Source organism: Amycolatopsis sp. cg9 (assembly GCF_041346945.1).
Classification (GTDB): domain Bacteria; phylum Actinomycetota; class Actinomycetes; order Mycobacteriales; family Pseudonocardiaceae; genus Amycolatopsis.
On record NZ_CP166850.1, the window covers coordinates 8160114 to 8182887 of the forward strand.

General features: G+C 73.1%; 23 protein-coding genes. 9 read left to right on the forward strand and 14 right to left on the reverse strand.

Going from position 1 to position 22774, the window contains the following annotated elements:
• Nucleotides 1-51: 51 nt before the first annotated feature.
• A complete protein-coding gene (locus AB5J73_RS37810) occupies nucleotides 52-3483 on the reverse strand; it encodes a beta-ketoacyl synthase N-terminal-like domain-containing protein (protein ID WP_370963605.1) in 3432 nt (1143 codons plus the stop codon).
• A 311-nt stretch (nucleotides 3484-3794) separates the two neighbouring features.
• Entirely contained in the window at nucleotides 3795-4505 is a 711-nt protein-coding gene (locus AB5J73_RS37815) for a type 1 glutamine amidotransferase domain-containing protein (protein WP_370963606.1), read from the reverse strand.
• A gap of 110 nt (nucleotides 4506-4615) precedes the next feature.
• Between AB5J73_RS37815 and AB5J73_RS37820 the strand changes: the two genes are divergently transcribed.
• The gene (locus AB5J73_RS37820; protein WP_370963607.1) at nucleotides 4616-5518 is read left to right on the forward strand and encodes a LysR family transcriptional regulator; all 903 of its coding nucleotides are present in this window, start codon (nucleotides 4616-4618) and stop codon (nucleotides 5516-5518) included.
• A 344-nt stretch (nucleotides 5519-5862) separates the two neighbouring features.
• On the opposite strand, the gene AB5J73_RS37825 is transcribed toward AB5J73_RS37820, so the two are convergent.
• From AB5J73_RS37825 to AB5J73_RS37845, 5 genes are all read right to left on the reverse strand, one after another.
• The gene (locus AB5J73_RS37825; RefSeq protein ID WP_370963608.1) at nucleotides 5863-6111 is read right to left on the reverse strand and encodes a hypothetical protein; all 249 of its coding nucleotides are present in this window, start codon (nucleotides 6109-6111) and stop codon (nucleotides 5863-5865) included.
• 85 nt (nucleotides 6112-6196) lie between these two features.
• Nucleotides 6197-7447 carry a PucR family transcriptional regulator gene (locus AB5J73_RS37830; protein WP_370963609.1) on the reverse strand — a complete coding sequence of 417 codons (1251 nt, stop codon included), beginning with the start codon at nucleotides 7445-7447 and terminating at the stop codon, nucleotides 6197-6199.
• A gap of 29 nt (nucleotides 7448-7476) precedes the next feature.
• Entirely contained in the window at nucleotides 7477-8139 is a 663-nt protein-coding gene (locus AB5J73_RS37835) for an alpha/beta fold hydrolase (RefSeq protein WP_370963610.1), read from the reverse strand.
• 14 nt (nucleotides 8140-8153) lie between these two features.
• On the reverse strand, nucleotides 8154-9257 hold the full coding sequence (locus AB5J73_RS37840; protein ID WP_370963611.1) for an FAD-dependent oxidoreductase: 1104 nt from the start codon (nucleotides 9255-9257) through the stop codon (nucleotides 8154-8156).
• On the reverse strand, nucleotides 9257-9943 hold the full coding sequence (locus AB5J73_RS37845) for a TetR/AcrR family transcriptional regulator C-terminal domain-containing protein (protein ID WP_370963612.1): 687 nt from the start codon (nucleotides 9941-9943) through the stop codon (nucleotides 9257-9259). Before AB5J73_RS37845 ends, AB5J73_RS37840 begins: the two co-directional genes overlap by 1 nt.
• A 372-nt stretch (nucleotides 9944-10315) precedes the next feature.
• On the opposite strand from AB5J73_RS37845, the gene AB5J73_RS37850 reads away from it, so the two are divergent.
• Nucleotides 10316-10741, forward strand: a complete 426-nt coding sequence (locus tag AB5J73_RS37850; protein ID WP_370963613.1) for a DoxX family protein — start codon at nucleotides 10316-10318, stop codon at nucleotides 10739-10741.
• A gap of 39 nt (nucleotides 10742-10780) precedes the next feature.
• Here AB5J73_RS37850 and AB5J73_RS37855 read toward each other — a convergent pair whose 3' ends face one another.
• On the reverse strand, nucleotides 10781-11293 hold the full coding sequence (locus AB5J73_RS37855) for a VOC family protein (RefSeq protein ID WP_370963614.1): 513 nt from the start codon (nucleotides 11291-11293) through the stop codon (nucleotides 10781-10783).
• A 294-nt stretch (nucleotides 11294-11587) separates the two neighbouring features.
• Nucleotides 11588-12340: a D-Ala-D-Ala carboxypeptidase family metallohydrolase gene (locus tag AB5J73_RS37860; protein ID WP_370963615.1), complete on the reverse strand. Its 753-nt coding sequence runs from the start codon at nucleotides 12338-12340 to the stop codon at nucleotides 11588-11590.
• Between the two features lie 189 nt (nucleotides 12341-12529).
• Here AB5J73_RS37860 and AB5J73_RS37865 point away from each other — a divergent pair, with 189 nt between their 5' ends.
• From AB5J73_RS37865 to AB5J73_RS37875, 3 genes are read left to right on the forward strand one after another with little or no spacing between them, the layout of a single operon-like run.
• On the forward strand, nucleotides 12530-13156 hold the full coding sequence (locus AB5J73_RS37865; RefSeq protein ID WP_370963616.1) for an NAD(P)-dependent oxidoreductase: 627 nt from the start codon (nucleotides 12530-12532) through the stop codon (nucleotides 13154-13156).
• Between the two features lie 52 nt (nucleotides 13157-13208).
• Nucleotides 13209-14078 carry an alpha/beta fold hydrolase gene (locus AB5J73_RS37870; protein WP_370963617.1) on the forward strand — a complete coding sequence of 290 codons (870 nt, stop codon included), beginning with the start codon at nucleotides 13209-13211 and terminating at the stop codon, nucleotides 14076-14078.
• Nucleotides 14079-14082: 4 nt separating this feature from the next.
• On the forward strand, nucleotides 14083-14673 hold the full coding sequence (locus tag AB5J73_RS37875; RefSeq protein WP_370963618.1) for a TetR/AcrR family transcriptional regulator: 591 nt from the start codon (nucleotides 14083-14085) through the stop codon (nucleotides 14671-14673).
• On the opposite strand, the gene AB5J73_RS37880 is transcribed toward AB5J73_RS37875, so the two are convergent.
• Together AB5J73_RS37880 and AB5J73_RS37885 are read right to left on the reverse strand one after the other, a co-directional pair.
• Complete coding sequence (locus AB5J73_RS37880; RefSeq protein WP_370963619.1) at nucleotides 14670-15218, reverse strand: dihydrofolate reductase family protein; 549 nt, start codon at nucleotides 15216-15218, stop codon at nucleotides 14670-14672. The two genes, AB5J73_RS37875 and AB5J73_RS37880, sit on opposite strands and share 4 nt — an antisense overlap.
• Nucleotides 15219-15318: 100 nt before the next feature.
• Nucleotides 15319-16440: a S1 family peptidase gene (locus tag AB5J73_RS37885; RefSeq protein WP_370963620.1), complete on the reverse strand. Its 1122-nt coding sequence runs from the start codon at nucleotides 16438-16440 to the stop codon at nucleotides 15319-15321.
• 365 nt (nucleotides 16441-16805) lie between these two features.
• Here AB5J73_RS37885 and AB5J73_RS37890 point away from each other — a divergent pair, with 365 nt between their 5' ends.
• Nucleotides 16806-17894 (forward strand): mandelate racemase/muconate lactonizing enzyme family protein, encoded by a 1089-nt coding sequence (locus tag AB5J73_RS37890; protein WP_370963621.1) that lies wholly within the window; start codon nucleotides 16806-16808, stop codon nucleotides 17892-17894.
• A gap of 73 nt (nucleotides 17895-17967) precedes the next feature.
• Here AB5J73_RS37890 and AB5J73_RS37895 read toward each other — a convergent pair whose 3' ends face one another.
• The 3 genes from AB5J73_RS37895 to AB5J73_RS37905 form a co-directional block, all read right to left on the reverse strand.
• The gene (locus tag AB5J73_RS37895) at nucleotides 17968-18297 is read right to left on the reverse strand and encodes a hypothetical protein (RefSeq protein ID WP_370963622.1); all 330 of its coding nucleotides are present in this window, start codon (nucleotides 18295-18297) and stop codon (nucleotides 17968-17970) included.
• Between the two features lie 177 nt (nucleotides 18298-18474).
• On the reverse strand, nucleotides 18475-20136 hold the full coding sequence (locus AB5J73_RS37900) for a sulfatase (RefSeq protein WP_370963623.1): 1662 nt from the start codon (nucleotides 20134-20136) through the stop codon (nucleotides 18475-18477).
• A gap of 96 nt (nucleotides 20137-20232) precedes the next feature.
• Complete coding sequence (locus AB5J73_RS37905) at nucleotides 20233-20637, reverse strand: PPOX class F420-dependent oxidoreductase (protein WP_370963624.1); 405 nt, start codon at nucleotides 20635-20637, stop codon at nucleotides 20233-20235.
• Between the two features lie 195 nt (nucleotides 20638-20832).
• Here AB5J73_RS37905 and AB5J73_RS37910 point away from each other — a divergent pair, with 195 nt between their 5' ends.
• From AB5J73_RS37910 to AB5J73_RS37920, 3 genes are all read left to right on the forward strand, one after another.
• Complete coding sequence (locus tag AB5J73_RS37910; RefSeq protein ID WP_086858228.1) at nucleotides 20833-21027, forward strand: antitoxin; 195 nt, start codon at nucleotides 20833-20835, stop codon at nucleotides 21025-21027.
• A gap of 74 nt (nucleotides 21028-21101) precedes the next feature.
• Nucleotides 21102-22274: a VanZ family protein gene (locus tag AB5J73_RS37915; protein WP_370963625.1), complete on the forward strand. Its 1173-nt coding sequence runs from the start codon at nucleotides 21102-21104 to the stop codon at nucleotides 22272-22274.
• A gap of 98 nt (nucleotides 22275-22372) precedes the next feature.
• Nucleotides 22373-22756 (forward strand): STAS domain-containing protein, encoded by a 384-nt coding sequence (locus AB5J73_RS37920; RefSeq protein WP_370963626.1) that lies wholly within the window; start codon nucleotides 22373-22375, stop codon nucleotides 22754-22756.
• Nucleotides 22757-22774 lie beyond the last annotated feature (18 nt).

Below are 22774 nucleotides of genomic sequence, written 5' to 3' on the forward strand. Positions count from 1 at the left end.
CTCCCCAGTTCGGCCCGGCCGCGGTGGCGGCCGGGTGGTCGTGCGTGCGGCTCACGGGCGGTGTCCCGGAACCGGCGGGTCGATCCAGTACCTGGCGCGCTGGAACCGGTAGCCGGGCAGCGGCACCCGGCCCGGCTGCGCGCCGTCGTGGCGGGCGGCCCAGTCGACGTCGGCGCCGCCGGCCCAGCGGAGCGCCAGTTCCCGCGCGGCACCGGGCGGCCCGGTGACGTCGCCGCCCTCGGCCAAGAGGGTGCCGAGGGCTTCGACGGCTTCGACGGCGGTCGACGCGACCACGGCCGCGCGGCAGGCGAACTCCCGGCGTCCCACCGCGAGGGTGTAGGCGGTGTCGGCGAGGTCCGGCGGGTCGGCGGCGAGCCGGTCCCGCAGCACGGAAAGGGCCTGGCGCAAGGCTTCCGGGTCCCGCGCCGACACCGGCAGGACGTGCGGGCCCGCCGCCGTCACGCGCGGGCCGGGCGCCGGTGCTTCTTCGACGACGACGTGGACGTTCGTGCCGCCCAGGCCGAACGCACTGACCCCGGCCACCCGGCGGGGCGCGTCAGGCCAGTCGGTGGCCTTGACCGGCACGAAGCACGGGCCACCGGCCAGGTCGACCTCCGGGTGCGGCGCGGTGAAGTGCAGGTTCGGCGGGATCACGCCGTGGCGCACCGCAAGCACGGCCTTGATCAGCCCGGCCACCCCGGCGGCCGCGTCGAGGTGCCCGATGTTCGTCTTGACCGAGCCGAGCGCGCACGTCCCGGGCGGGACGTCGCGGTACACCCGGTTGAGCGCGGCGACCTCGATCGCGTCGCCCAGCGGCGTGCCGCTGCCGTGCGCCTCGATCAGCCCCACCTCGGCCGGGTCGACCTCGGCCACGGCCAGCGCCTCCGCGATCGCGGCCGCCTGGCCCGCCGGGCTCGGCACGGCGTACCCGGCGCGGTCGGCGCCGTCGTTGGTCATCGCCCAGCCGGGCAGCACGGCGTGGATGTGGTCGCGGTCGGCGAGCGCGTCCGACAGCCGCCGCAGCACCACGACCCCGGCGCCGGAACCGAACCCGGCCCCGTCGGCCGCCGCGTCGAACGAGCGGCAGCGGCCGTCCGCCGACGCGAGGCCACCGGCGCGGTACCGCGGCCACGTGACGCTCACGCCACCCGCGATCGCCAGGTCGCAGCGGTATTCGGCGAGGCTCTGCGCGGCCAGGCCGACCGCGGCGAGCGAGCTGGAACACGCACTTTGGACGGCGACCGCGGGCCCGGTCAGCCCGAGCCGGTAGGCGACCTGGCCGGGCAGGTGGTCGGGGAGCTGGCGGCCGGGCAGCCGGCCCTCCCAGTCGTCCGGGTCGACCTCGCCGGTCACCGCGGGGTTCCCGAAGAGGTGGAAGAGGAAGTACCGGTTGACCCCGGCGGCGGTGAACACCCCGACCGGGCCGGTCTCCCGCGCCGGATCGCGGCCCGCGTCCTCCAGCGCGCGCCACGCGGTCTCCAGGAACAGGCGGTGCTGCGGGTCGGTGCGCGCCGCTTCCTCCGCGGTGAACCCGAAGAACCCGGCGTCGAAGTCCTCGACGCCGTCGAGGCGGCCGCCGGCCCGCACGTGCGCGGGGTCGGCGCGCAGGCCGGACCCGATGCCGAGCGCGGCCAGCTCGTCGTCGGTGTAGTCGTGGACCGCGTCGGCGCCCGCGCAGAGGTTCCACCAGAACGCGTCGGCGTCCGGCGCGCCGGGGAACCGGCAGGCGAGCCCGACGACGGCGATCAGGTCGCTGCCCGGCTCGTCCTCCCCGGGTTCGGCGACCGCGGCACGGGGACCGTCCGAAGTGGCCGGTTCCAGGTACGCGGCCTGCGCCGCGACCGTCGGGTGCTCCAGCAGGCCGAGCAGCGGAACGTCCACGCCGGACTCCGCGGACAGCCGTTGCTGGACCCGGCCCAGCAGCAGGGAGTGCCCGCCGACGTCGAAGAAGGCGTCCTCGGTGCCGAACCCGTCGTACCCCAGCACGGCGGACCAGATCGCGTGCACCCGCCGCTGCGCCGCGGTCATCGGCCCGGCCGGGACGGGCGCGGGCGGGCGCGGATCCGGAAGCGCTTCCTCGTCGAGTTTTCCGGTGACGGTGAGCGGGAACGCCGGGACGGCGACGACCGCGGACGGTACCGAATGCCCGGGCAGCACGTCGGCCAGCGCGGCCCGCAGCGCCGCACCGTCGGTTTCCCCGGCCGGCACGACGTAGGCGAGCAGCTCGCCGTCCCGCACGACGGCGCGGGCTTCCGCGACCCCCGGCTGTTCGCCGAGGCGGGCTTCGACCTCGGTCAGCTCGACCCGGAACCCGCGCACCTTCACCTGCCGGTCGAGGCGGCCCAGGCAGACGGTGTTCCCGTCCGGCCGGACTTCGCCGAGGTCGCCGGTGCGGTAGCTGCGGACGCCGTCGCCGGTGGTGCCGAACGCCGGGCCCGGCTGGTCGAAGTAGCCGTCGACCAGGTACTCGCCGCTGACTTCGAGCTCGCCGCCGTCGAGCACGGTGAGCGCGTAGCCGGGCAGCGCGGTGCCGATCGGCAGCGGGCCGGTGGCGTCGGCGGGAACGTCGGCGGCGGTCAGCCGGTACTGCGCGGCGAAGGTCACCTCGGTCGCGCCGTACCCGTTGACGTACACGCAGCCGGCGGCGAAGCGGCCGCGGCGGACGTCGGCGTAGGTGGCCTGCTCGCCGCCCAGCAGGACGGTCCGCACCGACGGCAGGTCGCCGTCGAGCGCGTCCAGGAGGTAGCGGTAGACCGTCGGTGTCGAGTGGTAGACGGTGACCTGGTGCCGCGCGAGCTCGCGCGCGGCGTGGGCGACGCCGTGGGCGCGGACGTCCACCGGCACCACGGCGGCGCCGGTCAGCAGCGCCGGGTAGAGGTCCGGGATCGCGGCGTCGAAGCCGAAGGAAGCCAGCAGGCTGAGCCGGTCGGCGGCGGTGATGCCGAGCGTCGCGATCTGGTTGTCGACCACGTGCAGCAGGTTGCGGTGGGTCTGCGCGACCGCCTTCGGCGTGCCGGTCGACCCGGAGGTGAACAGCACGTAGGCCGGCGCGCCCGGATCCGGGTCGGGCACCGGCAACGGCGCGGTGTCCGGACCGGACCGCACGACCCGCGCGGAAGCGGTGCGGCACAACGCTTCCGCCAGGTCGAGGTGCCCGGGATCGGCGAGCACGGCCGACACGCGGGCCGCCGCGACCTGGTGGGCGAGGCGGTCCCGCGGGAACGTCGGGTCGAGCGGGACGTACGCGCAGCCCGCGGCCAGGGTGCCGAGGATCGCGGCGATCGCGGCGGTCCCGTGCCCGGTGAGCACGCCGACGAACTCACCCGGCCGGACCCCGGCGTCGAGCAGCCGGGCGGCGTGCCCGCCGGCCAGCCCGGCCAGCCGCGCGTAGCTCACCGCCGAGTCGTGCTCGACGACCGCGATCCGGTCGGGCGACTGCCCCGCGATTCCCGCGAAACGTCTGATGCAGCCGTCTTGCGTCATCGCCGGGTGTCGGCTCCCGACGGCGAATGGGCGCGCGGAAACCACGGCGGTGACGTCGACTTCATCTCACTCCCCAGTGCGATTCATGGCGAAGAATCACGCAAGGTTAAGGCTCAAGTCGCCGCGTGGGGATACGCAATCCGCAGAGTTCAGCCGAATGACCTATCGATCCTGGACCAGACGCAGGAGTTTTCCACGCGATCCACGCTCGGCGCGAGCCCACCCGCCACTGTGGACACCTGATCCACTACTGCACGTAACCACTGGCGAATTGTTCCCTTTGCCGGTCGGATATTCACCGACAATCCATTTCACGAAATCGATCCAGAATCGAGCGCACGCGCGACGCGGGCCGCGGTGTCCACACTGGACTGCGGGTTCTGTCCGGTGACGAGGTTCCGGTCGGCGACGACCGTGCTCGACCACGGCGCGCCGGGCGTCACGTCGGCTCCCTGCGCGCGCAGCCGGGCCTCGACGAAGAACGGCGCCCGCTCCCCCAGGCCGCCTTGGCGCTCTTCCTCGTCGCTGAAGGAGGTGATCGCGCGCCCGGCGAAGGCGAACGTCCCGTCGGGCCGGCGGGCGGCGAGGAGCCCGGCGACGCCGTGGCACAGCGCCGCGACGAGCTTGCCCTCGTCGTCCGCGGCGGTCAGCAGCCGGCCGAGCGCGGGATCCGCCACCAGGTCGGCCATCGGCCCGTGGCCGCCGGGCAGGTAGAGCGCGTCGTAGCCGTCGACGGTCGCGTCGGCCAGCTTCAGCGGCGAAACCAGGCCTTCGAGCGCGTCGAGGTGGGCGCGGTACCTCGCGCCGGCCGCGGGATCGACGCCGCCGCGTTCGTCGAAGCTGATCGGGTCGGCGACCGGCCGCCGCCCGGCCGGGGTGGCGATGTCGACGCGGTGCCCGGCCTCGGTGAGCACCCGGTGCGACTCGGCGACCTCCTCGGCCCAGAAGCCGGTCGGGTGGTCGGTGCCGTCGGCCAAGCGCAGCCGGTCGGCGGCCGAAACGATCATGAGAATCCGTGCCATGTCCGGGTTCCTTGTCCGCGGGACCCGGTGCCCCGCACGCCGGGAACAACCGCGCCGGCCCGGCGGGTAGTCCGTACCATCCATAACGACGCTTATGGAAGGTGGCTTGCGTGCCAAGTCTGGATCTGCTCAGCACGTTCCTCGCGGTCTACCGCCGCGGCTCGCTCTCGGCCGCCGCGGCGGAGCTGGGCCTGACCCAGCCCGCCGTCACCGGCCAGCTGTCCCGGCTGGAGAAGGAGCTGGGCGAGCCGCTGTTCACCCGGTCCCGCCACGGGGCCGCGCCGACCGTCCGCGCGGTCGAGCTGGCCGCGCGCATCGGCACCCGGATCGACGAACTGCGGGGCGCGCTCACGGCGGGCCCGGAGGACGCGGTCCCGCTCGACCGGGTGGCGCTCGGCGGCGCGAGCGACGCGATGGCGACCCGGGTGCTGCCCGCGCTCACCCCGCTCACCACGCGCGGGCTGCAGCTGTCGGTGACGCTCGGCCTCGCCGAGGAACTGCTGGCCGCGCTCACCGCGGCCCGCCTCGACCTGGTGGTCTCGTCGGTCCGGCCCCGCGACCGCGCGCTGACCGCGACGCCGATGATCGACGAGGAGTTCGTCCTGGTCGCCGCCCCGGCGCTGGCCAGCGGCATCGACCCGGCGCGCCTGGCCGCCGACCCGGTCGGCGCGCTGGCCCAGCTGCCCCTCGTCGCCTACGCCGACGAGCTGCCGATCATCCGCCGCTACTGGCGCAGCGAATTCGGCAGGCGCCCCCCGAACCGGGTCGCGGTGGTGGTCCCGGACCTCCGCGCGATCCTGGCGGTGGTCGTCGCGGGCGCGGGCGCGACGGTCCTCCCCCGCTACCTCGCGACGGCGGCGCTGGAGGCGGGCTCGGTGGAGCTGGTCCACGAACCCGAGACACCCCCGCTGAACACGTGGTACCTGGTCACCCGCACCACCCCACCCCGGCCGGCGGTCAGCCTGGTCCGCGACCGCCTGCTCCAGCGCGCCCAGGCCTGGGGCTCGCTCTAGCCCGCCGCGCTCCGCTCCCGCTGCCTGCTCCCGATTGCCCTGCCGCGCTCGCTCTCGCCGCCCGTCCGGGTTGCTCCCGGTTGCCCTGCGCTCGCTCCCGCGGGGCTCGCTCCCGCTGCCTGCTCCCGGTTGCCCTGCGCTCGCTCCCGCCGCGCTGCCGCGAATGACTCATTCGCGGCGCCGGAAGTCCCCGATGAGTCGTTCGCGACCTTCCACTCGCAGTCCGGCCGCAGCCGCGCTCGCTCCTGGCCGCCCGCCAGGCTCAGCCGGAAAGCCGTGAATGCCACGTCGAGAGCCGTTACGTCTCTCGATGTGGCATTCACGGACCGCGGGGCCGGCGCGGCTCAGCCCGCGTTGGCCAGGAAGTTTCCGCCCGCCGGAGCGCTCGCCATCAGGCACGCGTGGCAGGGCATGCCGCGCAGGCCGTCGAGCACCTCGGCCTCGCCGGGGAAGATCGACTCGCCGCACAGCGCCGTCAGGTGCGCCGGAACCGGGCCGGCGGGGACGGGGATCAGGTGGCAGACGCGTCTGCTCTCGCCGACGACACCTCGGCGAAGCCGCACCAGCGCGAGCATCCCACCGTTCTCACCCATAGCGGAAAGGTAGGCCGAACGGCCGATCACGGCTTCGTGCTCGCGACCCAACGATCATCGCCACCGGTGGTCCGCGGCACCAAAGTCACGCCGGGGACAGCACCGCCGCGCCGAGCCGCTGGCACAGGTTGAGCGCCAGCTCGACGTCCAGCCGTCCCTCGCCGAGCCCGCGCGGCAGCAGCTCCTGGGCCTTGCGGACGCGGTACTGGACGGAGTTCTTGTGCATCGTCAGCTCGGCGGCCGCCGCGGTGTAGCTGCCGCCCGAGGCGAGGAACACCCGCAGCGTCTCGCGCAGCCGGCCGCAGTTCTCGTCGTCGGCCGACATCGGCCCGAGCGTGCTCGCGACCCACAGGCGCGCCGCGTTGAGGTCGCTCGTCATCAGCGCCACCGTGCCGACCTCCCGGAAGGTCAGCACGCGGTCGCAGTGGTCGCCGGCGGCGAGCGCCAGCGCGTGCACGCGGCGGGCCTGCTGGTGGGTGTCGCGGAAGCCGTCGACGCCGGTGCCGGGGTCGCCGACGGTCATCCTTACGCCCGGGTCGGCGTCCGCGAGCGCCGCGTCGAGGTGCTCGCGGCGGACCGACGCGACCGGCAGCCACGCCCACGCGCCGGCTTCGTCGCGGGGCACGAACAGCGGGCGGCCCGCACCGCCGGCGCGTTCCAGCACCGCGACGGCGACCGACTCCAGGTGCGACAGCACGTCGTGGGCCTCGGATGCGTGCCAGACGACCAGCCCGACGTGCGTGCCGCGCAAGCGGTAGCCGATCACCGCCTCGGCCGCGTCGACGTCGGGCGAGCCGCCGTTCTCGCCGAGCAGGTCCAGCACCTTGGCCGCCCGCGCGGCACTCCGGTTGAGCAGCCAGCTGTCACGTTCGTCCTGGTAGACGCCGACGAGCTGGCGGACCACCCGGGTGATGAACTCGTAGGCGACCTTGAGCAGCCGCCGCATCATCGCCCCGAGCAGGGCCGCGTCGTCGACCACGCGGATGCACTCCTGGAACCCGAAGTCGAGCATCGCGGCCTGGCCGAGGTCGTACGCGCGGATCAGGTCGAACACCGGTGTGCCGCGCTGCGCCAGCCGCCGCGCGTACTCCATCGCCGCGGCCGGCGGCTCGACGGTCGCCGGGTCGATGCCGTGCCGGAAGATCTGCAGGGCGGTCTCGATGTTCTGGTAGACGCTCGCCGAGAGCAGGCTGACCATCCGCTCGTCGTCGTTGACCAGCTGCGGCAGGTCGGCGGCGTACAGCTGGACCAGTTCCCCGGTGAGATCGCCCGCGCGGTCCGCGAGGGTGGCGGCGATCTGCCGGATGCGCTCCGAGACGACTTCTTCGTCCACCATGGAGCCACTCTACGGGGTCGTGGATCAAGCTAATCGAGGAACACGTCGATCAAGTCGAACGTCGCACCGGGAGCCTGCAGCGCCGGCATGTGCCCGGCGCCCGGCACGACCTCGAACCGCGCGTCGGCGAACGCGGCCGCGTAGGCCTTTCCGAAGGCCGGCGGCACGACGGTGTCGTCCTCGCCCCAGATGAGCAGTGCCGGGGTCCGGACCCGGGCCAGCCGGCGCAGCAGCTTCGGGTCGGCCAGGCCGGGGCCGGCGTAGGTCCGCAACGCGGCCAGGTCGGCCGGGTCCGGCCCCGGCGCGCCGGGCGGCGGCTGCGGCATCCGCACCGGGACGCCCTCGACCTCGGGGCCGATGGCGTCGAGCAGGACCAGCTTGCCGAGCCGCCGGCCGCGGTCGCGCACGGCCAGCTCGGCCGCGACCCAGCCGCCGAAGGAGCTGGCCACCACGGTGACACCGGCGAGGTCTTCGTCCTCGAGGAGGTCGAGGTAGGCCAGTGCGAGGTCGTCGACGCCGGTGCACCAGTCCGGACGCGGGGTGCCCGACCAGCCCGGGTGCGTCGGGGCGAGCACGCGGGCGCGGGGCGCGAAGTGCTCGACGACCGGGGCGACGCCACGGGGCCCGGCGCCGCCGTGCAGCACCAGCACGGTCCGGTCGCCGGCACCGGTGTCGAGGAGGTCGAAGACCATGGCCGTTCCTTTCGTCAGTGACCTGCGGCGAACCGGGTCATCTGCTCGACCATCGCGGCGGGCGCGCCGGGGGCGAAGCAGGCTTCGAGGTTGTCCGCCGAGTCCCGGGCGGCCGATTCCGCGCGGGGGAACATCGCGGCTTCGTAGGCCGAGAGAGCGCTTTCGACGTCGTCGTGGTCCGCCAGCGCCAGGGCCAGTTCGGCGGCGTCGAGCATGGCGAGGTTCGCACCCTCACCGGCGAAGGGCGACATCACGTGTGCGGCATCGCCCAGGAGTGTCACACCCGGGACGCGGGCCCAGCGGTGCCCCACCGGCAGCGCGTGGATCGGCCGCGGGATGAGGCCGGCGTCGGCTTCCGCGACGAGCGCCCGGAGCCCGGCGTCGAAGTCCGCGAAGACGTCGAGCAGCCGATCCCGCTCGGCCAGGTCCGCGGCCGCGGCGGGATCCCCGGTCTCGACGGCGGCGTACACCCGGATCCACCCGCCGCCGGTGCGCTGGGCGATCAGCCCCTTCCCCGCGGCGAGCGCGAACATCGACCCGGACCCGACCAGCTCCGCCACCGCCGGGTGCCGTTCGTCCACATCGGACAGCCGGGCTTCCACGAAGGACAGCCCGGAGTAGGCGGGCACGGCGTCCGACAGCAGGGGCCGGACCTTCGACCAGGCACCGTCCGCGCCGACGACCAGGCCGGCCTCGACGACCTCGCCGGTGCCGAGGGTGAGCTTCCCCGGCGACACCGCGGTCACCTTGGCGCCCCAGCGGACGACGCCGGCCGGCAAGGACTCGGCGAGGAGCCGTTTCAGGGCACCGCGGTCGACCTCGGGCCGGGTGCCGCCGCTCGCTTCGGCGGTCTCTTCGAACCGGACGACGCCGTCGCGGTCGAGGATCCGCAGGGCTTCGCCTTCTTCCCTGGCGATCGCGCGGAACCCGTCGAGCAGGCCGGCTTCGGCCAGCGCGCGCAGCCCGGACTCCTCGTGCAGGTCGAGGGTGCCGCCTTGGTCGCGGCTGACGGGCGTGGCGTCCAGCTCGTACACGGTCGCGGCGATGCCGCGGGTGTGCAGGACGCGGGCCAGGGTGAGGCCACCCAGGCCCCCGCCGGCGATGGCGATCTCGGGCATCAGGACTCCTCGGGGTCGGGGCGCGGGGTGGCGAGCGCGCCGTTGAGCAGCGCGTCGAACGCCCACCTGGCGCGGACGGGGCCGGGGCCGGACACCAGGTCGGCGGCCAGCGCGGCGATGTGCGGGTGGGTCCGCGGCGACGCCGCCGCGACGGACTCGACCATGACCTCGTGCTCGCGGGCGGCGCCGGGCTTCTCCCGGCGGCTGCCGTGTTCGACGGCGGCCGCGGTGGCGCTCAGCAGGAGCACGTCGACGGCCCACGCGGCCTGCCCCGGGGCCATGCCGCCCTCGTCGAGCAGCGCCAGCACGGCCTCGACGAGCGCGAAGTAGTTCGGCCCGCTCAGCCGCGTCACCAGCGCGACCCGGGCCAGGCTGGGGTGCGCGAACAGCACCGCCCGGTAGGACTCCAGCACCGCCCACAGCCGTTCGCGCCAGTCCCCGGCACCGTCGAGCTCGACCTCGGCGAGCAGTTCGTCGAGCACCGCGGCGTGCAGCTCCTCGGTGTCCTTGACGTAGACGTAGAGCGACGCGGCGCCGGTGTCGAGCTCCTTGGCGAGCCGCCGCATGGTGACGCGCTCGACGCCCTCGGCGCGCAGCACCGCGACCGCCGCCGCCACGATGCCTTCGCGCGTCAACGCCGGTTTCGCCGGGCGCTCCCGCCGGTTGTAAGTGCTGTCCGGAGCCATGCCACCACCATAACGAACATGTTCGTGACGAACACGTTCGGGTGAGGTGGATCACGGTCAGGCTACGGTGCGCTCCTCAGAAACTTCTCAGAACAATGGCGGTAACCCGATTAATTCCGAAACATTCCCGAAACACGGAACGGACCACTTCGCAAACTGGTCTGGACCATTGGGCCACGATCACCCTGACGGCGGTTTTACGTTGCCCACAGCCGGAAACTCCAGTGAATCACTTTACTTAAATGTGCTTAACCGACCTTAGTACCTTGTGACGAGTGACGGACGGACGGTATATCTGAGCGAACCGAATTCGCAGCGGCCGGTCCCTCCCCCGGCCGGTTCGATGCCGCCCGCACCGACACCGGAGGCACCATGCACCGCCTGAACCCGGCCCGCGAGCACGTCATCGGGCTGTACCGCATCGTCATCGGCTTCCTGTTCGCCTGTCACGGCCTCAAGACCCTGTTCGGCCTGTTCGGCGCGAAGGCCCCCGCGGCCGTCGGCGCCTGGCCGGGCTGGTGGGCCGCGCTGATCCAGCTCGTCTGCGGCGTGCTCGTCTGCGTCGGCTTCGGCACGCGGGTCGCCGCCGTGCTCGGCTCCGGCTCGATGGCCTACGCCTACTTCACCTCGCACGCCCCCGACGGCCTGTTCCCGATCCAGAACGGCGGCGAAGCGGCGACGCTGTTCTGCTGGTCGCTGCTCATCGTCGCGTTCGTCGGCCCCGGCCGCTTCGCGCTCGGCAACCTCAAGACCCGGCAGCGGGAAGCCCAGCCGGAACGGGCCGGCGTCACGGCCTGACGCACGAGCACCCGGCGGCGCCGCCCGCCGCCGGGTCGCTCAGCGGGAGATCCCCACGCCGCTGCGCGCGTCCGGACCGTACTTCGCCAGCTCGCCCGCGAGGTCGAGCCGGCCGATGGCCGCGCTCTTCGCGCGGTCGTCGTCGGTCAGCAGCTCGCGCGGGATGATCCAGACCACCTCGAACTCGATGCCGCTGGGGTCCTTGGCGTACAACGACTTCGTGGTGCCGTGGTCCGACGACCCGACCAGCGCGCCCGCCTCGCGGAGCCGGCCGGCGACCCGCTCGAGGTCGCCGAGGGTGTCGACCTCCCACGCGAGGTGGTACAGGCCCACCGACGTCTGGCCCGCGCCGGAATCCTCGGCGTGGGCACCGATTTCGAAGAGCCCGAGGTCGTGGTCGTTGGTCGAGCCGGGCGCCCGCAGGAAGGCCGCGCCGCGGTGGGCGTCGCCGCCCTCGATGTAGCCGAAGCCCAGCACGTCCCGGTAGAACGCGACGCTTTCCGCCAGGTCCCGGACGTAGAGCACGGCGTGGTTCAGGCGAAAGATCGACATCGGGACTCCCGCGCGCGGCACGCAATAGATTGAAGTTTCAACTTCAGGCTACCACGAACGGCGTCACCCGGAACCGGCCGAGCCAGGCCGCGCAGCGCCCGCCGGCCCACTCTCAGTAGGTCCGGTGACCGACCGGGCGACAAACCTTCGACACCGCATCGAGGCCCTGGTCAGGTGCCCCCGCGGTTCGTAGGGTGATTCCACCGCAGGACACCGTGTCAGCTGTCCCGCGGGCGGTGGCACCCCCGGATCCGACCTTTCCCCGAAGCCAAGTCCGGGGGCCCACCGCGCTCCTCAGCTGATCGTGCCGCTCTCCCACCACCAGCTCTGCGAGCCGTAGGCGTACTCGACGCGGCTGTCGACGTGCTGGTGCGCGTCCGAGAGCGTGTAGCGCTCCAGCCCGGAGAAGCCGCAGGCCTCGGCCAGCACGTAGACCTGGCGGGTGCTGAGCCCGCTGACGTAGATGTCGGCCGCGACGCCGTAGAGGTGCATGCTGTTCGACGCGCCGCCGACGGACTGGTTGTGCGCGATGCTGCGGAAGCCGGACGAGATCGTGATCGCGCGCCCGCCCGCCTTGAGCCGCAGGGCTTCCAGCTTGTACATCAGCCGCCGGACGTTCTCCTGCACCGTGGCCGAGCCGACCTTTCCGCCACCGAAGCCGGCACCGTCCTTCGAGGTGAACTCGCCGAATTCGAAGTGGGCGGTCGAGCCGTCGGCCGACTCGAGGGCGTTGAGCGCGGCGAAGTCGTCGGCGTCCGCGATCCCGTTGGCGGGCAGGTGGTTCGCGGCCTGGAAGCGCGTCAGCGCGGCCGCCGTCCCGGGCCCGAAGTCGCCGTCGACGGCGACGCAGGTCTGCTTCGGACCGTCGGCGGCCCAGCCGGCGACGCGGATCTGCAGTTCCGTGACCGCGGCCCCGGTCGAGCCCGACCGCAGTGACGACGGCCACGAGTAGGCCGAGGCGACGCCGGGGAAAGCCGCCGTCGCGGCGATGCCGCCGGCGAGGACGATCCCGGTCTTGAGCAGGGTGCGGCGGTCGAACGTGGTCACGAAGGCCTCCGGGTGGTCGGCGACGGGGCCCGCAGCAGACACCGGGCGCCCAAAGATCCGCCAACCACCGGCCCGGCGCCCCATCCCGGCAGACGGCCAGGTGGTGAATTCTCCACCTCCCCTTGCGCACCGTTAGCTTAGCTCTAAGCTATCATTCTTAGCGCTAAGCAATCTGATCGAAGGAGCACCATGCGCATCACCGTGTTCGGCGCCGCCGGCACCGTCGGCCGCCGGGTCGTCGCCGAAGCCGTCACCCGAGGACACGAAGTCACCGCGATCGCGCGAAACCCGCGGCGCGCCGAGGGATTGCCCGTCCCCGTGCGCCCCGGCGACGCCGCGAACCCCGGGGACGTGGCCGCGCTGAGCCGCGGCCAGGACCTCGTGATCACGGCGACCCGCCCGGCGCCCGGCCGGGAGGACGAGCTCGTCGAGGCCACCCGCGGCCTGCTGAACGGCTTGACCGGGACCGGCGTGCGCCTGCTGGCCGTCGGCGGCGCGGCCACCCTGATCACCCCGGCCGGCACGACGGTGCTCGACGCCCCGGACTTCCCCGCGGAGCTGCGCCCGATCGCCGCGGCGTGCCGGGCGCAGCACGACGTGTACCGCGCCGACACCGCCGTCGACTGGACCTACGCCAGCCCGCCCGCGCTCCTGGAGCCGGGCGAGCGGACCGGCCGCTACCGGCTGGGCGGCGACGAGCTGCTCGTGGACGCGGACGGCCGGTCGGCGATCTCGGCGGAGGACTTCGCGGTCGCACTACTGGACGAGGCGGAGCGGCCGCGCCACCACCGGACCCGCTTCACGGTCGCGTACTGAGCCACCGCGCCGGCTCATTTACATACATACACCATGTATGTAACCTGGTCTCATGACGAAGCGGAGTGAAACCCTGGGTCAGGAGCGCCGCGTCCGGCTGCCCGCCGGCGAGGTGCGGTACTTCGAACGGGGCTCGGGCGCCCCGGTGGTGTTCGTCCACGGGGTGCTGACGAACGCGGAACTCTGGCGGAAGGTGGTCCCCGACATCGCCGCGGCCGGGTTCCGGTGCCTCGCTCCGGACCTGCCGCTCGGCTCGCACGACCTGCCGATGCGCGCGGACGCCGACCTCTCCCCCGCCGGGAACGCCGACGTCATCGCCGACTTCCTCGAGGCGCTCGAGCTCCGCGACGTCACGCTCGTCGCGAACGACACCGGCGGCGCGCTGACGCAGATCATGCTCAGCCGCCGTCCGGAGCGGGTCGGGCGGGTGGTGCTCACGCCGTCCGACTGCTTCGAGTACTTCTTCCCGCCGATCTTCAAGCCGCTGCCGCGGATCGCGCGGGTGCCCGGGTCGATGGCCGTACTCGGGCAGCTGCTGCGGATCCGGGCCCTCTACCGGCTTCCGCTGCTGTTCGGGTGGGTGACCAAGCGGCCGCTGCCGGACGCCGTCGCGCAGGCCTACCTCGGGAAGCTGCGGAAGTCGGCCGGGGTGCGGCGGGACCTGCGCAAGCTGCTCGAGGAGGTCCACCCCCGGCACACGCTGGAAGCGGCCGAGAAGCTGCGCACCTTCGACCGCCCGGTCCTGCTGGCGTGGGCGCCCGAGGACAAGCTGTTCCCGATCCGGCTGGCCCACCGGCTCGCCGCGCTGCTGCCGGACGCGAAACTCGTCGAGGTGCCGGACTCCTACACCTTCATCGCCGAGGACCAGCCCGCCGCGCTGGCCCGCCACATCGTCGAGTTCGCGGGCGTCATGGCAGATTAGGCGGGTGCGACGTACCCAGCAGGACCGTTCCGCCGGCACGAAGGCCGCCTTGGTCGGCGCCGCGCGCGAACTGTTCGCCGCGCGCGGCTACCAGGCCGTGCCGGCGGACGAGATCACCCGCGCGGCCGGGGTCACCCGGGGCGCGCTGTACCACCACTACGGCGACAAGCAGGGCTTGTTCCGCGCCGTCGTCGAGGAAATCGAACGCGAGCTGACCGAAGAGGTCGAAGTGGCGTTCGACGGCGCCGCGGACCCGCTGAGCGGGATGCTGCAGGCACTCGGCGTCTTCCTCGACGCCTGCCTGCGCGAGGAGGTCCGCCGCATCTCGCTCACCGACGCCCCGGCGGTGCTGGGGTGGGAGGTCTGGCGCGAGATCGAGGCGGAGTACGGCCTCGGCCTGCTCGTCACCGTGCTGGAGCAGGCCAGGGCGGACGGGCTGATCGTCGACCAGCCCGTCCGCGCCCTGGCCCAGCTCGTGCTCAGCGCCGTGATGGAAGCGGCGCGGATGATCGCCGCGGCGGACGACCCGGCGCTGACCCGCGAAGAGGTCCAGCGGGTGCTGGGCGGCTGGCTCGGGAGCCTGCTGCGGACCTAGCGCGTCCGGTAGGTGCTCAGCACCGCGGGACCGACCGCCGTGCTGGAGACCAGCCGCAGGTCCGCGGGCGCCGCACCGTCGAAGAGCCGCCGGCCCGTGCCCACCAGGCTCGGGAACACGAGCAGCCGGTACTCGTCGACCAGCGCACGCCGGCCGAGCTCCCGCGCGATCCCGATCGAGCCGATGACGATCAGGTCCCCCTCGTGGCGCTCGGCCGTCCCGTCGAGATCTCCCCGCAGCAGCGAGGAGTTCTGCCACGCCGACACGTCGGTCAGCGTCCGCGAGACGACCAGCTTCCGGGCCGCGTTGAGCCGGGCGGAGAACGGGTCCGTGCGGCCGGGCCAGAGCTTCGAGAACAACTCCCAGGTGGTGCGGCCGAGCAGCAGCGTGCCGGTTTCGAGCAGCGAGCCGAGCCGGAACTTGTCCCCGGCCACCGCCTCGGGCCCGTGCCGGAACGCCCAGCCGCCGGTGGCCGTGCCGCCGGAGCCGTCCGGGTCCTCCACGACCCCGTCCAGGGTGACGAACTCGGTCACGATCACGCTCATGGCTGCTCCCGGTGGTTCCCGCCGCGCCCCCTTGGCGCGGCCTCACCGGTACTTACCGGCGGCGGCCGCCTGATTCATCGGCCGCCGCCGGAAGACTTTCCTACGCCGTGACGAGCGACAGGCCGTAGGTCTGCAGGATCTCGTTCACCGGCTGGAACCACGTCTCGCCGCCCGAGCTGCAGTTGCCCCAGCCGCCCGAGGTGACGCCCTGGGCCTGGTCACCGGTGATGAACGAGCCGCCGGAGTCGCCGGGCTCGGCGCAGACGTTGGTCCGGGTCATCTGGTAGACCGCGCCCTGGGAGTAGTTGACGGTCTCGTTGAGGCCGAGCACCGTGCCGCAGTGCCAGTGCGTGGTCGAGCCCGAGCGGCACACCGACGTGCCGACCGGCGCGACCCAGGAGCCGCGGACGAGCGCGTCGCTGACGGTGCCCCAGCCGAGCACGACCGGCGCGGTCCACCAGCCGTTGCCGATGCGGATGAACGAATAGTCGTTGCCGGGGAAGGAAGAGCCGGCGAAGCTGCCCATCGCCGAGCCGTCCCAGCCGACGACCGAGCTGCCCGCGCCGCCGCAGTGGCCGGCGCTGACGAAGCCGCCCTGCACCGAGAACCCGATGGAGCAGCGGGTGTTGCCGTTGATGTAGTAGGGGTCGCCGCCGACGGTGCCCGCCGAGAACGGCTGGGCGGCCGGCGCGCTCGCCACGGTCACCGGGCCCGCCTTCGCGGCGCGGGCCAGGAAGGCGTCGACGTCGGCGCCGCGCGCGCCCGGCCGCACGGTGACCACGACGCTGCCGGCCCGCGGGTCGACGCGCCAGCCGCTGACGGCAGCCGGGGCGGGGTCGGCCTTGGCGGACGCGTCGATCGCGGCCTTGGCGGCGTCGAGCTTCGCCGCGCTGACCCGGGCGGTGGTGGGTTCGGCGCCGGCTTTCCGGACGGCGTCGGCGGCGGCCGGGTCGGTCACGCCGACGACGAGCTTGCCGAGCGCGGGGTCGAACCACGCGCCGCCGAACGCGGCACCGGCGGCCTGCTGCGCGGCGGGCATGATCCGCGCGGCGGACGTTTCCTGGCCGAGCCGGGTTTCGGCCTGGGCGGCGGTCAGGCCGAAGTCCCGCTGCATGGCGGCGATCAGCCCGGGCGACGCGACGGCCGGGCTCAGCGAAGCGGAGGCGAGGGAAGCGGTCAGGACGGCGGCGCCGCCGAGGGCGATGGCGATTCTTCGACGCATGGGGACTCCTCCAGGGCCGGGGGAAAGAAACACACCGTCCGCCGAGTGTGCGGGGCGCTGCGCGGCCGGTCCAGATTTGTCCGGTCTTCTGTCCGGAATTCGCGGGAGCGAACGTCTGTCCATTGCGGACAGAATGGATAGTTCTCCTGCGGTACAACAACTTCCGGGCACGCGAAGAAGCACGAACCGGGCTCACCCGTCCGCGCCGACGAAGGTCTGGACCAAGTACAGCACGGCGGGACGGGCACCGGCGCGAACCGGAGACCGCGGGGCAGCGAACGTGCACGACCGTCCCCCGCCGTTGACAGCTCACACACTCACGACCAGAATCGTATTTCCTATAGGATTCTGCGCCAGGGGGATCGTTGACTGTCGTCACGCACGCCGAGGCCTTCCTCGTCGACGTCGCGGTCGAGCAGGTCCGGACCGACGCCGTGCAGGCGTTCGCGTCCCAGGAGACCGTGTTCGTCGAGCTGACCACGGCCGACGGCGGCCGCGGGCTCGGCTACTCCTACACGATCGGCACCGGCGGCAGCTCGGTCGTCGCGCTGCTGCGCGACCACCTGCTCCCCCGGCTCGCCGGCCGGGACTCGCGGCTGGTCGAAGCGATCTGGCGGGACCTGTTCGCCGCCACCCGCGCGACGACCGTCGGCGCGATCACCTCGCTCGCGCTGGCCGCCGTCGACACCGCGTTGTGGGACCTCAAGTGCCGGCGCGCCGGCGAACCGCTGTGGCGCGTCGCCGGCGGGTACTCCCCGCGCGTTCCGTTGTACGACACCGAAGGCGGGTGGCTGCACCTGAGCACCGAGGAACTGGCCGCGGGCGCGAAGGCCGCCGAAGCCGCGGGCTGGGGCGGGGTGAAGGTCAAGATCGGGAAACCGGGCGGGCGCGAGGACCTCGACCGCCTCACCGCCGTGCGCGAAGCCGTCGGCCCGCGGTTCGACCTGATGGTGGACGCGAACCAGTCGATGACGGCCGCCGAAGCCGTCCGCCGGGCGGCGGCGTTCGCCCCTTTGGACCTCTTCTGGCTGGAAGAGCCGCTGCCCGCCGACGACGTCGCCGGGCACGCCCGGCTCGCCGCGTCGACCCCCGTGCCGATCGCCGTCGGGGAGTCGCTGTACTCGCTCGGGCAGTTCCGCGACTACCTGCACCGCGGCGCGGCGTCGATCGTGCAGCCGGACGTCGCCCGGATCGGCGGGATCACGCCGTGGCTCAAGGTCGCCCACCTCGCCGAGGCGTGCCACGTCGAGGTCTGCCCGCACTTCCTGATGGAACTGCACGTCAGCCTGACCGCGGCCGTCCCGAACGGCCGCTACGTCGAGCACATCCCGCAGCTGCGCGCGATCACCCGCACCGAAATGACCGTCGAGAACGGGCACGCGGTCGCACCGGAAACGCCCGGGCTCGGAATCGACTGGGACCGCGACGCGATGGACGACCGCCGCACCGTGTGAAATCCCGGAACCGCGCGCACGACACCGTCCGGCCACCCGGGAAAATGGGTGACCGGACGGTTCCGTGCCCGAATCAGATTTCGTCGACCTGGTAGGTGACCACCCGCGCCGGCACCAGCAGCGCGCCCGAACATTCCGCGACCGCCGGGCCGAACCCGTACGGCACGAATTCCCCGGCCACGAACCAGAAGGCGGAGCCGTTCGCGCAGTGCGCGATCACGCGGTAGCCGTACCCCTCACCGGGGAAGCAGCTGACCGAAACGCCCTGCCCGAAGAGGGTTCCGTAGCGCTCGCCGAAGCAGCCGGGTGGCGCGAAGTCGCCGCCGGCCGCGGCCGCGGGCACGACCGTCAGACCGAACAGCGAAAACAAAGCGACCCCGAGAACCGCCAATTTCCTTCGCATGACCACTCCTCAGCGCGGAGAAACCCGACGTTAAAGAGCGTAGAAGTGCGGAAGAATTACCGGCAATTCATCGGGCCGGTGAATCCGCGCGCAGCGGAAAGTCACGACGCTGCTCCATCCGGGCTAGCCCGCGACCCTGGACGGATGGCGCAATTCCCCGGCGGCCGGCCGGGAAGTTCAGCGCGCGAACGCCGTCAGGAAGCGGTCGCGGAACGAATCCATCTTCCACACCGGGGCCTGCGCGGCCGGGCGCAGGCCGTCCGTCCAGCCCCAGCCGGCGATCCGGTCCAGCACCTTCGGGTCCTTCGCCACGATCGTGATCGGCACGTCGTGCACCGCGCCCTGCGGGGTCACCACCGGCGGCTGGTGGTCGCCGAGGAACACCAGCACCGTGTCGTCGCCGCCGTAGTGCTGCACGAACGAGATGAGCGTCTTCAGCGAGTAGTCGGTGGCGTCCCGGTACGCGTCGCGGATCTTCGCGGGGTCCTTCCAGACCGACTCCGGGGCCTCGCCCGCCGCGGGCATCGGGGCGAACACCGAGCCGTCGCCGACCTGGTTCCAGTCGACGAGCCACGGGCGGGGTGACCACGGGGCGTGGCTGGACACGAGGTCGACCTCGGCCATCACCGGGCCGCCCCTGGCGAGTTCCTTGCGCTGCAGCATCGAGAGCGTGAACTGGTCGGGCATGGTCGCGTAGGCGAAGCCCGGGCCGTGGTAGCCGATGCCGCGGGCGTCGTAGTAGGCGTCCGGGTGGTAGAACTTCTGCCCCTCCGGCCAGTCCTTGGTGTGCGCGGGCACGTCCCAGACGGTCCGCCAGCCCGCGCGCTGGAACGCGCCGCCGAGGGTGAGCCGGTCGCTGGCGAGGAGGTCGTTGTAGCGCTGCTGGTTGTCGATCCACATGCCCGACTGCACCGTCGAGTGGGCCAGCCAGCTGCCCCCGCCGAACGTCGAAGACGATAGGAACGCGCTCTTCGCGCCGATTCCGGCCGCGCGCAGCTCGGCGGTGCCCGTGTCGAGCGTCGCGCCGATCTTCGGGCCGAACGCCGGGTCGTCGAGCGCGATCCGGCCGTAGCTCTCGACGAAGGTGAGCACGACGTTCTTGCCGCGCAGCCCGTTCAGCAACTGGTCACCGGGCGTGCCGCGGAACGCGTCCGCCGCGGCCACCTCGCCGAACGGGCGCTGTTCGCGCAGGTCGGCGCCCACCTGCCGCAGGTCGCCGTAGGCCAGCGCGGCGGCGCTCTGCGCGGCCACCGGCTGCCCCGGCGCGATCTCGACGCCGAACACCGAGCTCACGATCCAGACGACCCCGAGCACCGCCACGACCCGGGTCGCCGCGGTCCGGCGCCCGGCGGCGACCCGCGACAGCCGCAACGCGGCCAGTACCGTGAGCACCACGACGACCACCGCGAGCACGCCGGCGCCGATGAGCGCGCCGACGGTGGCCGCGTCCCCGATCTGGCCGGCGAGGAACTCGACCCCGGCGTGGAAGAAGCTCCAGTCGTAGACGGGGTCGAACGGCTTCTCGAGAGTGGCGTAGAACCCGGTGTCGAGCGCCTTCATCAGGGTCAGGAGCCCCAGCACCAGACCGAAGAGGACGGCGACGGCACTCCGCGCCCGCGGCGGCAGCACCAGCACGAACGCGGCGACGACGACGCCTTCCACCGGCACCCGCACGAGCGCCTCGGCCGAGAACGCGGTGAGGTCGTCCGGCGCGAGGAGCGCGAACAGCACGAGCAGCGCGGCCAGCGTCGTGAGCACCCCGCCCGCGACGGCGTGCCGGCGGCCGAGCCGGGGCAAGCCGAAGTCGGGCAGGGGTGCGGGGGCGGTTCGTCCGAGCATGCGGGCCTCACGTCGTCGTTCGCGGCGGTGACCGCCCGGCCCGTGCGGCGGGACCGGCGATCCTCACCCGGTATACGGACCGGGGCCCCGGCTGGTTCACGCGCCGCCCGCGGGCGGCCACACGTACACCTTTTCCGGGATGATCCGGACGGCGACCCGCCGCGCGCCGGGTTCGGGCGGCGGCGTCGCCCCGCCCATGTGACGCGCGTACATTTCGTGCAGCAGTACCTTTTCCGGGTCCTCGGCGACTTCGGCGCGCCCCCGGATTTCGACGTACCGGCCGGGCGCGCTCGCGACCAGCAGGCTGACCCGCGGGTCGCGCCGCATGTTGCGGGTCTTCAGCCGCCCGTGGACCGTGCTGAAGACGACGGAGTCGCCGTCGCGCTTGACGAAGATCACCGACGACTGCGGCCGGCCGTCGGCGTTCGCGGTCGCGAGCACCGCCGTGTGCGGTCCGTCGAGGACTTCGCGGGCGGCCTCGCTCAGGGGGAGATCACTCATGCCGGTACCGACCGGCGCCGGCCCGCGAAGGAATCGCCCCCTACCCCGAAGCCCGCGGCGCAAACCCCGCGCACCGGCTTTCACCCGCGAAAACACCGGAAATCCCCGCGACGGGTGCCTGGCTGTTGCGGGTCCCGGGAGCCGGTGTTCTCCTCGGGACGACCGATGATCGAATTCCGGACGGAGGCACGACGGATGAACCTGTTCGACAAGGCCAAGGAAGCGCTCGGGCAGCACCCGGAGCAGGCCGACCAGGGTGTCGACAAGGCCGCCGAGGCCGCCAAGCAGCGGTTCGGCGAGCACTCCGACAAGATCGACCAGGGCTCCGACAAGGTGAAGGACTTCCTGCACAAGCAGGGCGGCGGGCAGCAGGACGCCCCGCCGCAGTGACCGGCCGCCGGTGAAACCCAGCCGTCCGGGGGAAGCACGCTTCACCCCCCGCACGGCTGGGTACCACCGGCTCCGTGGTCGCCACCTACCTCGTCCCCGTCCGCACCGCCCTCCTTCTCTTCCCGCTCGTCGCGCTGGCCGTCATGCTGCCGGCCGCGTTCGTCAGCTACCGCCGGCGCGGCCGTGCCGGCGGCTGGCCGACCTTCGTCTTCTACGCGTTCCTCTTCTACCTGCTGGCGATCGCGACGCAGACGGTGCTGCCGTTGCCCGCCGATCCGGCGTACTGCGCGGGGCACACCTACGCGAGTTCTCCGCAGTTGCGGCCTTTCTACTTCGTCGAAGTGGTCTCGCAGCGCGCCCGCGGGCACTGGAGCCCCGGCGCAGTGCTGCACAACCCGGCGGTCTGGACCACGGCGCTCAACGTCGTGATGCTCGCGCCGCTCGGCTTCTACGTCCGGTACGCGCAGCGGATGCGCCTGGTGCCCGCGGCCCTGATCGGCTTCGGCGTCTCCCTGTTCTTCGAGCTGACCCAGCTGACCGGCTTGTGGTTCGTCTACCCGTGCCCGTACCGGCTGTTCAGCGTCGACGACCTCATCCTCAACACGGCGGGCGTGGTCGCCGGCTGGCTGCTCGCCGGTCCGCTCGGCCGCCTGCTGCCCACCCCCGAGCCGGAGCACGACCGGCGCCGCTACGCCGCGAAGGTGACCTTCACCCGGCGGCTCTTCGCGCTGGTCAGCGACCTGCTCGGGTTCGCCGCGCTGCTCGGGTTCCTCTTCGGCCTGCTCACGCTGTTCGGCGAGGACCTGCGCCACCGCGACACGCCGGTGGTGATCCTCGCCGTCGTCTGGTTCGTGGTGCTGCCCGCGGTGACCGGCTCGACCCCCGGCAAGCGCGCCATGCTGCTGCGGGTGACCCGCCGGGGCGGCCGCCGCGCCGGGCCGGTCTCGCTGCTGGTCCGCAACGGCGTCCTGCTCTCCCCGCTGTGGCTCGCGTGGTGGCTGCTGGACCTCGACCGCTGGGACCTCGGCAACCACCCCGAGCAGCTGCTCCTGCCCGTCGCGCTGGCCGCGTCGGTGTTCGTGGTGGGGGTCTGGACGCCGCTGGCGGTGCTGCTCGACGACGAGCACCGCGCACCCTACGAACGGCTGACCCGCACGGTGAACACCGCCATCGTGCCGCCCGGGGCCGAGGCCCCCGAACCGGCGGCCGGCCCGCCGCCCCGCCAGCCAGTCCTTAAAGGACGGTGAAGGGACACGGCGCTGCCCGCGGCGAGCGGCTTTGGTAGATTGCGACGGGAACGGGTTGAGCCGCCAGCCCCTGTCCCGATCCCCGACCAGGAGTTTTCATGACCACCGACGCAGCGCGGCCCCGGCAGCGGTTCTCCGGCGACGGCTGGTCCCTGGAAAGCTCCGAAGACGGGGACCTGAGCGTGTACACCCTGCGCGGCGAGTTCGACTTCGCCGTGTCCGCCAAGCTCGCGGACCTGGTGCCGGCCGACCCCGGCGCCGCGCGGATCGTCGTCGACATGGCCGAAGTCGAGTACTGCGACTCCAGCTGCCTGCAGGTCCTGCTGCGCCTCGGCCGGCAGCTGCACCGGGCGGGCGGCCGCTTCGCCGTCGTGACGACCGCGCCCGTCGTGACCCGGCCGATCGCACTGCTGGGGCTCGGCGACGTGATGCCGGTGCACCCGACGCTCGAAGCGGCCCGTTCTTCCTGGGGCGAAGCATGACGACCTCCGATACCCGTG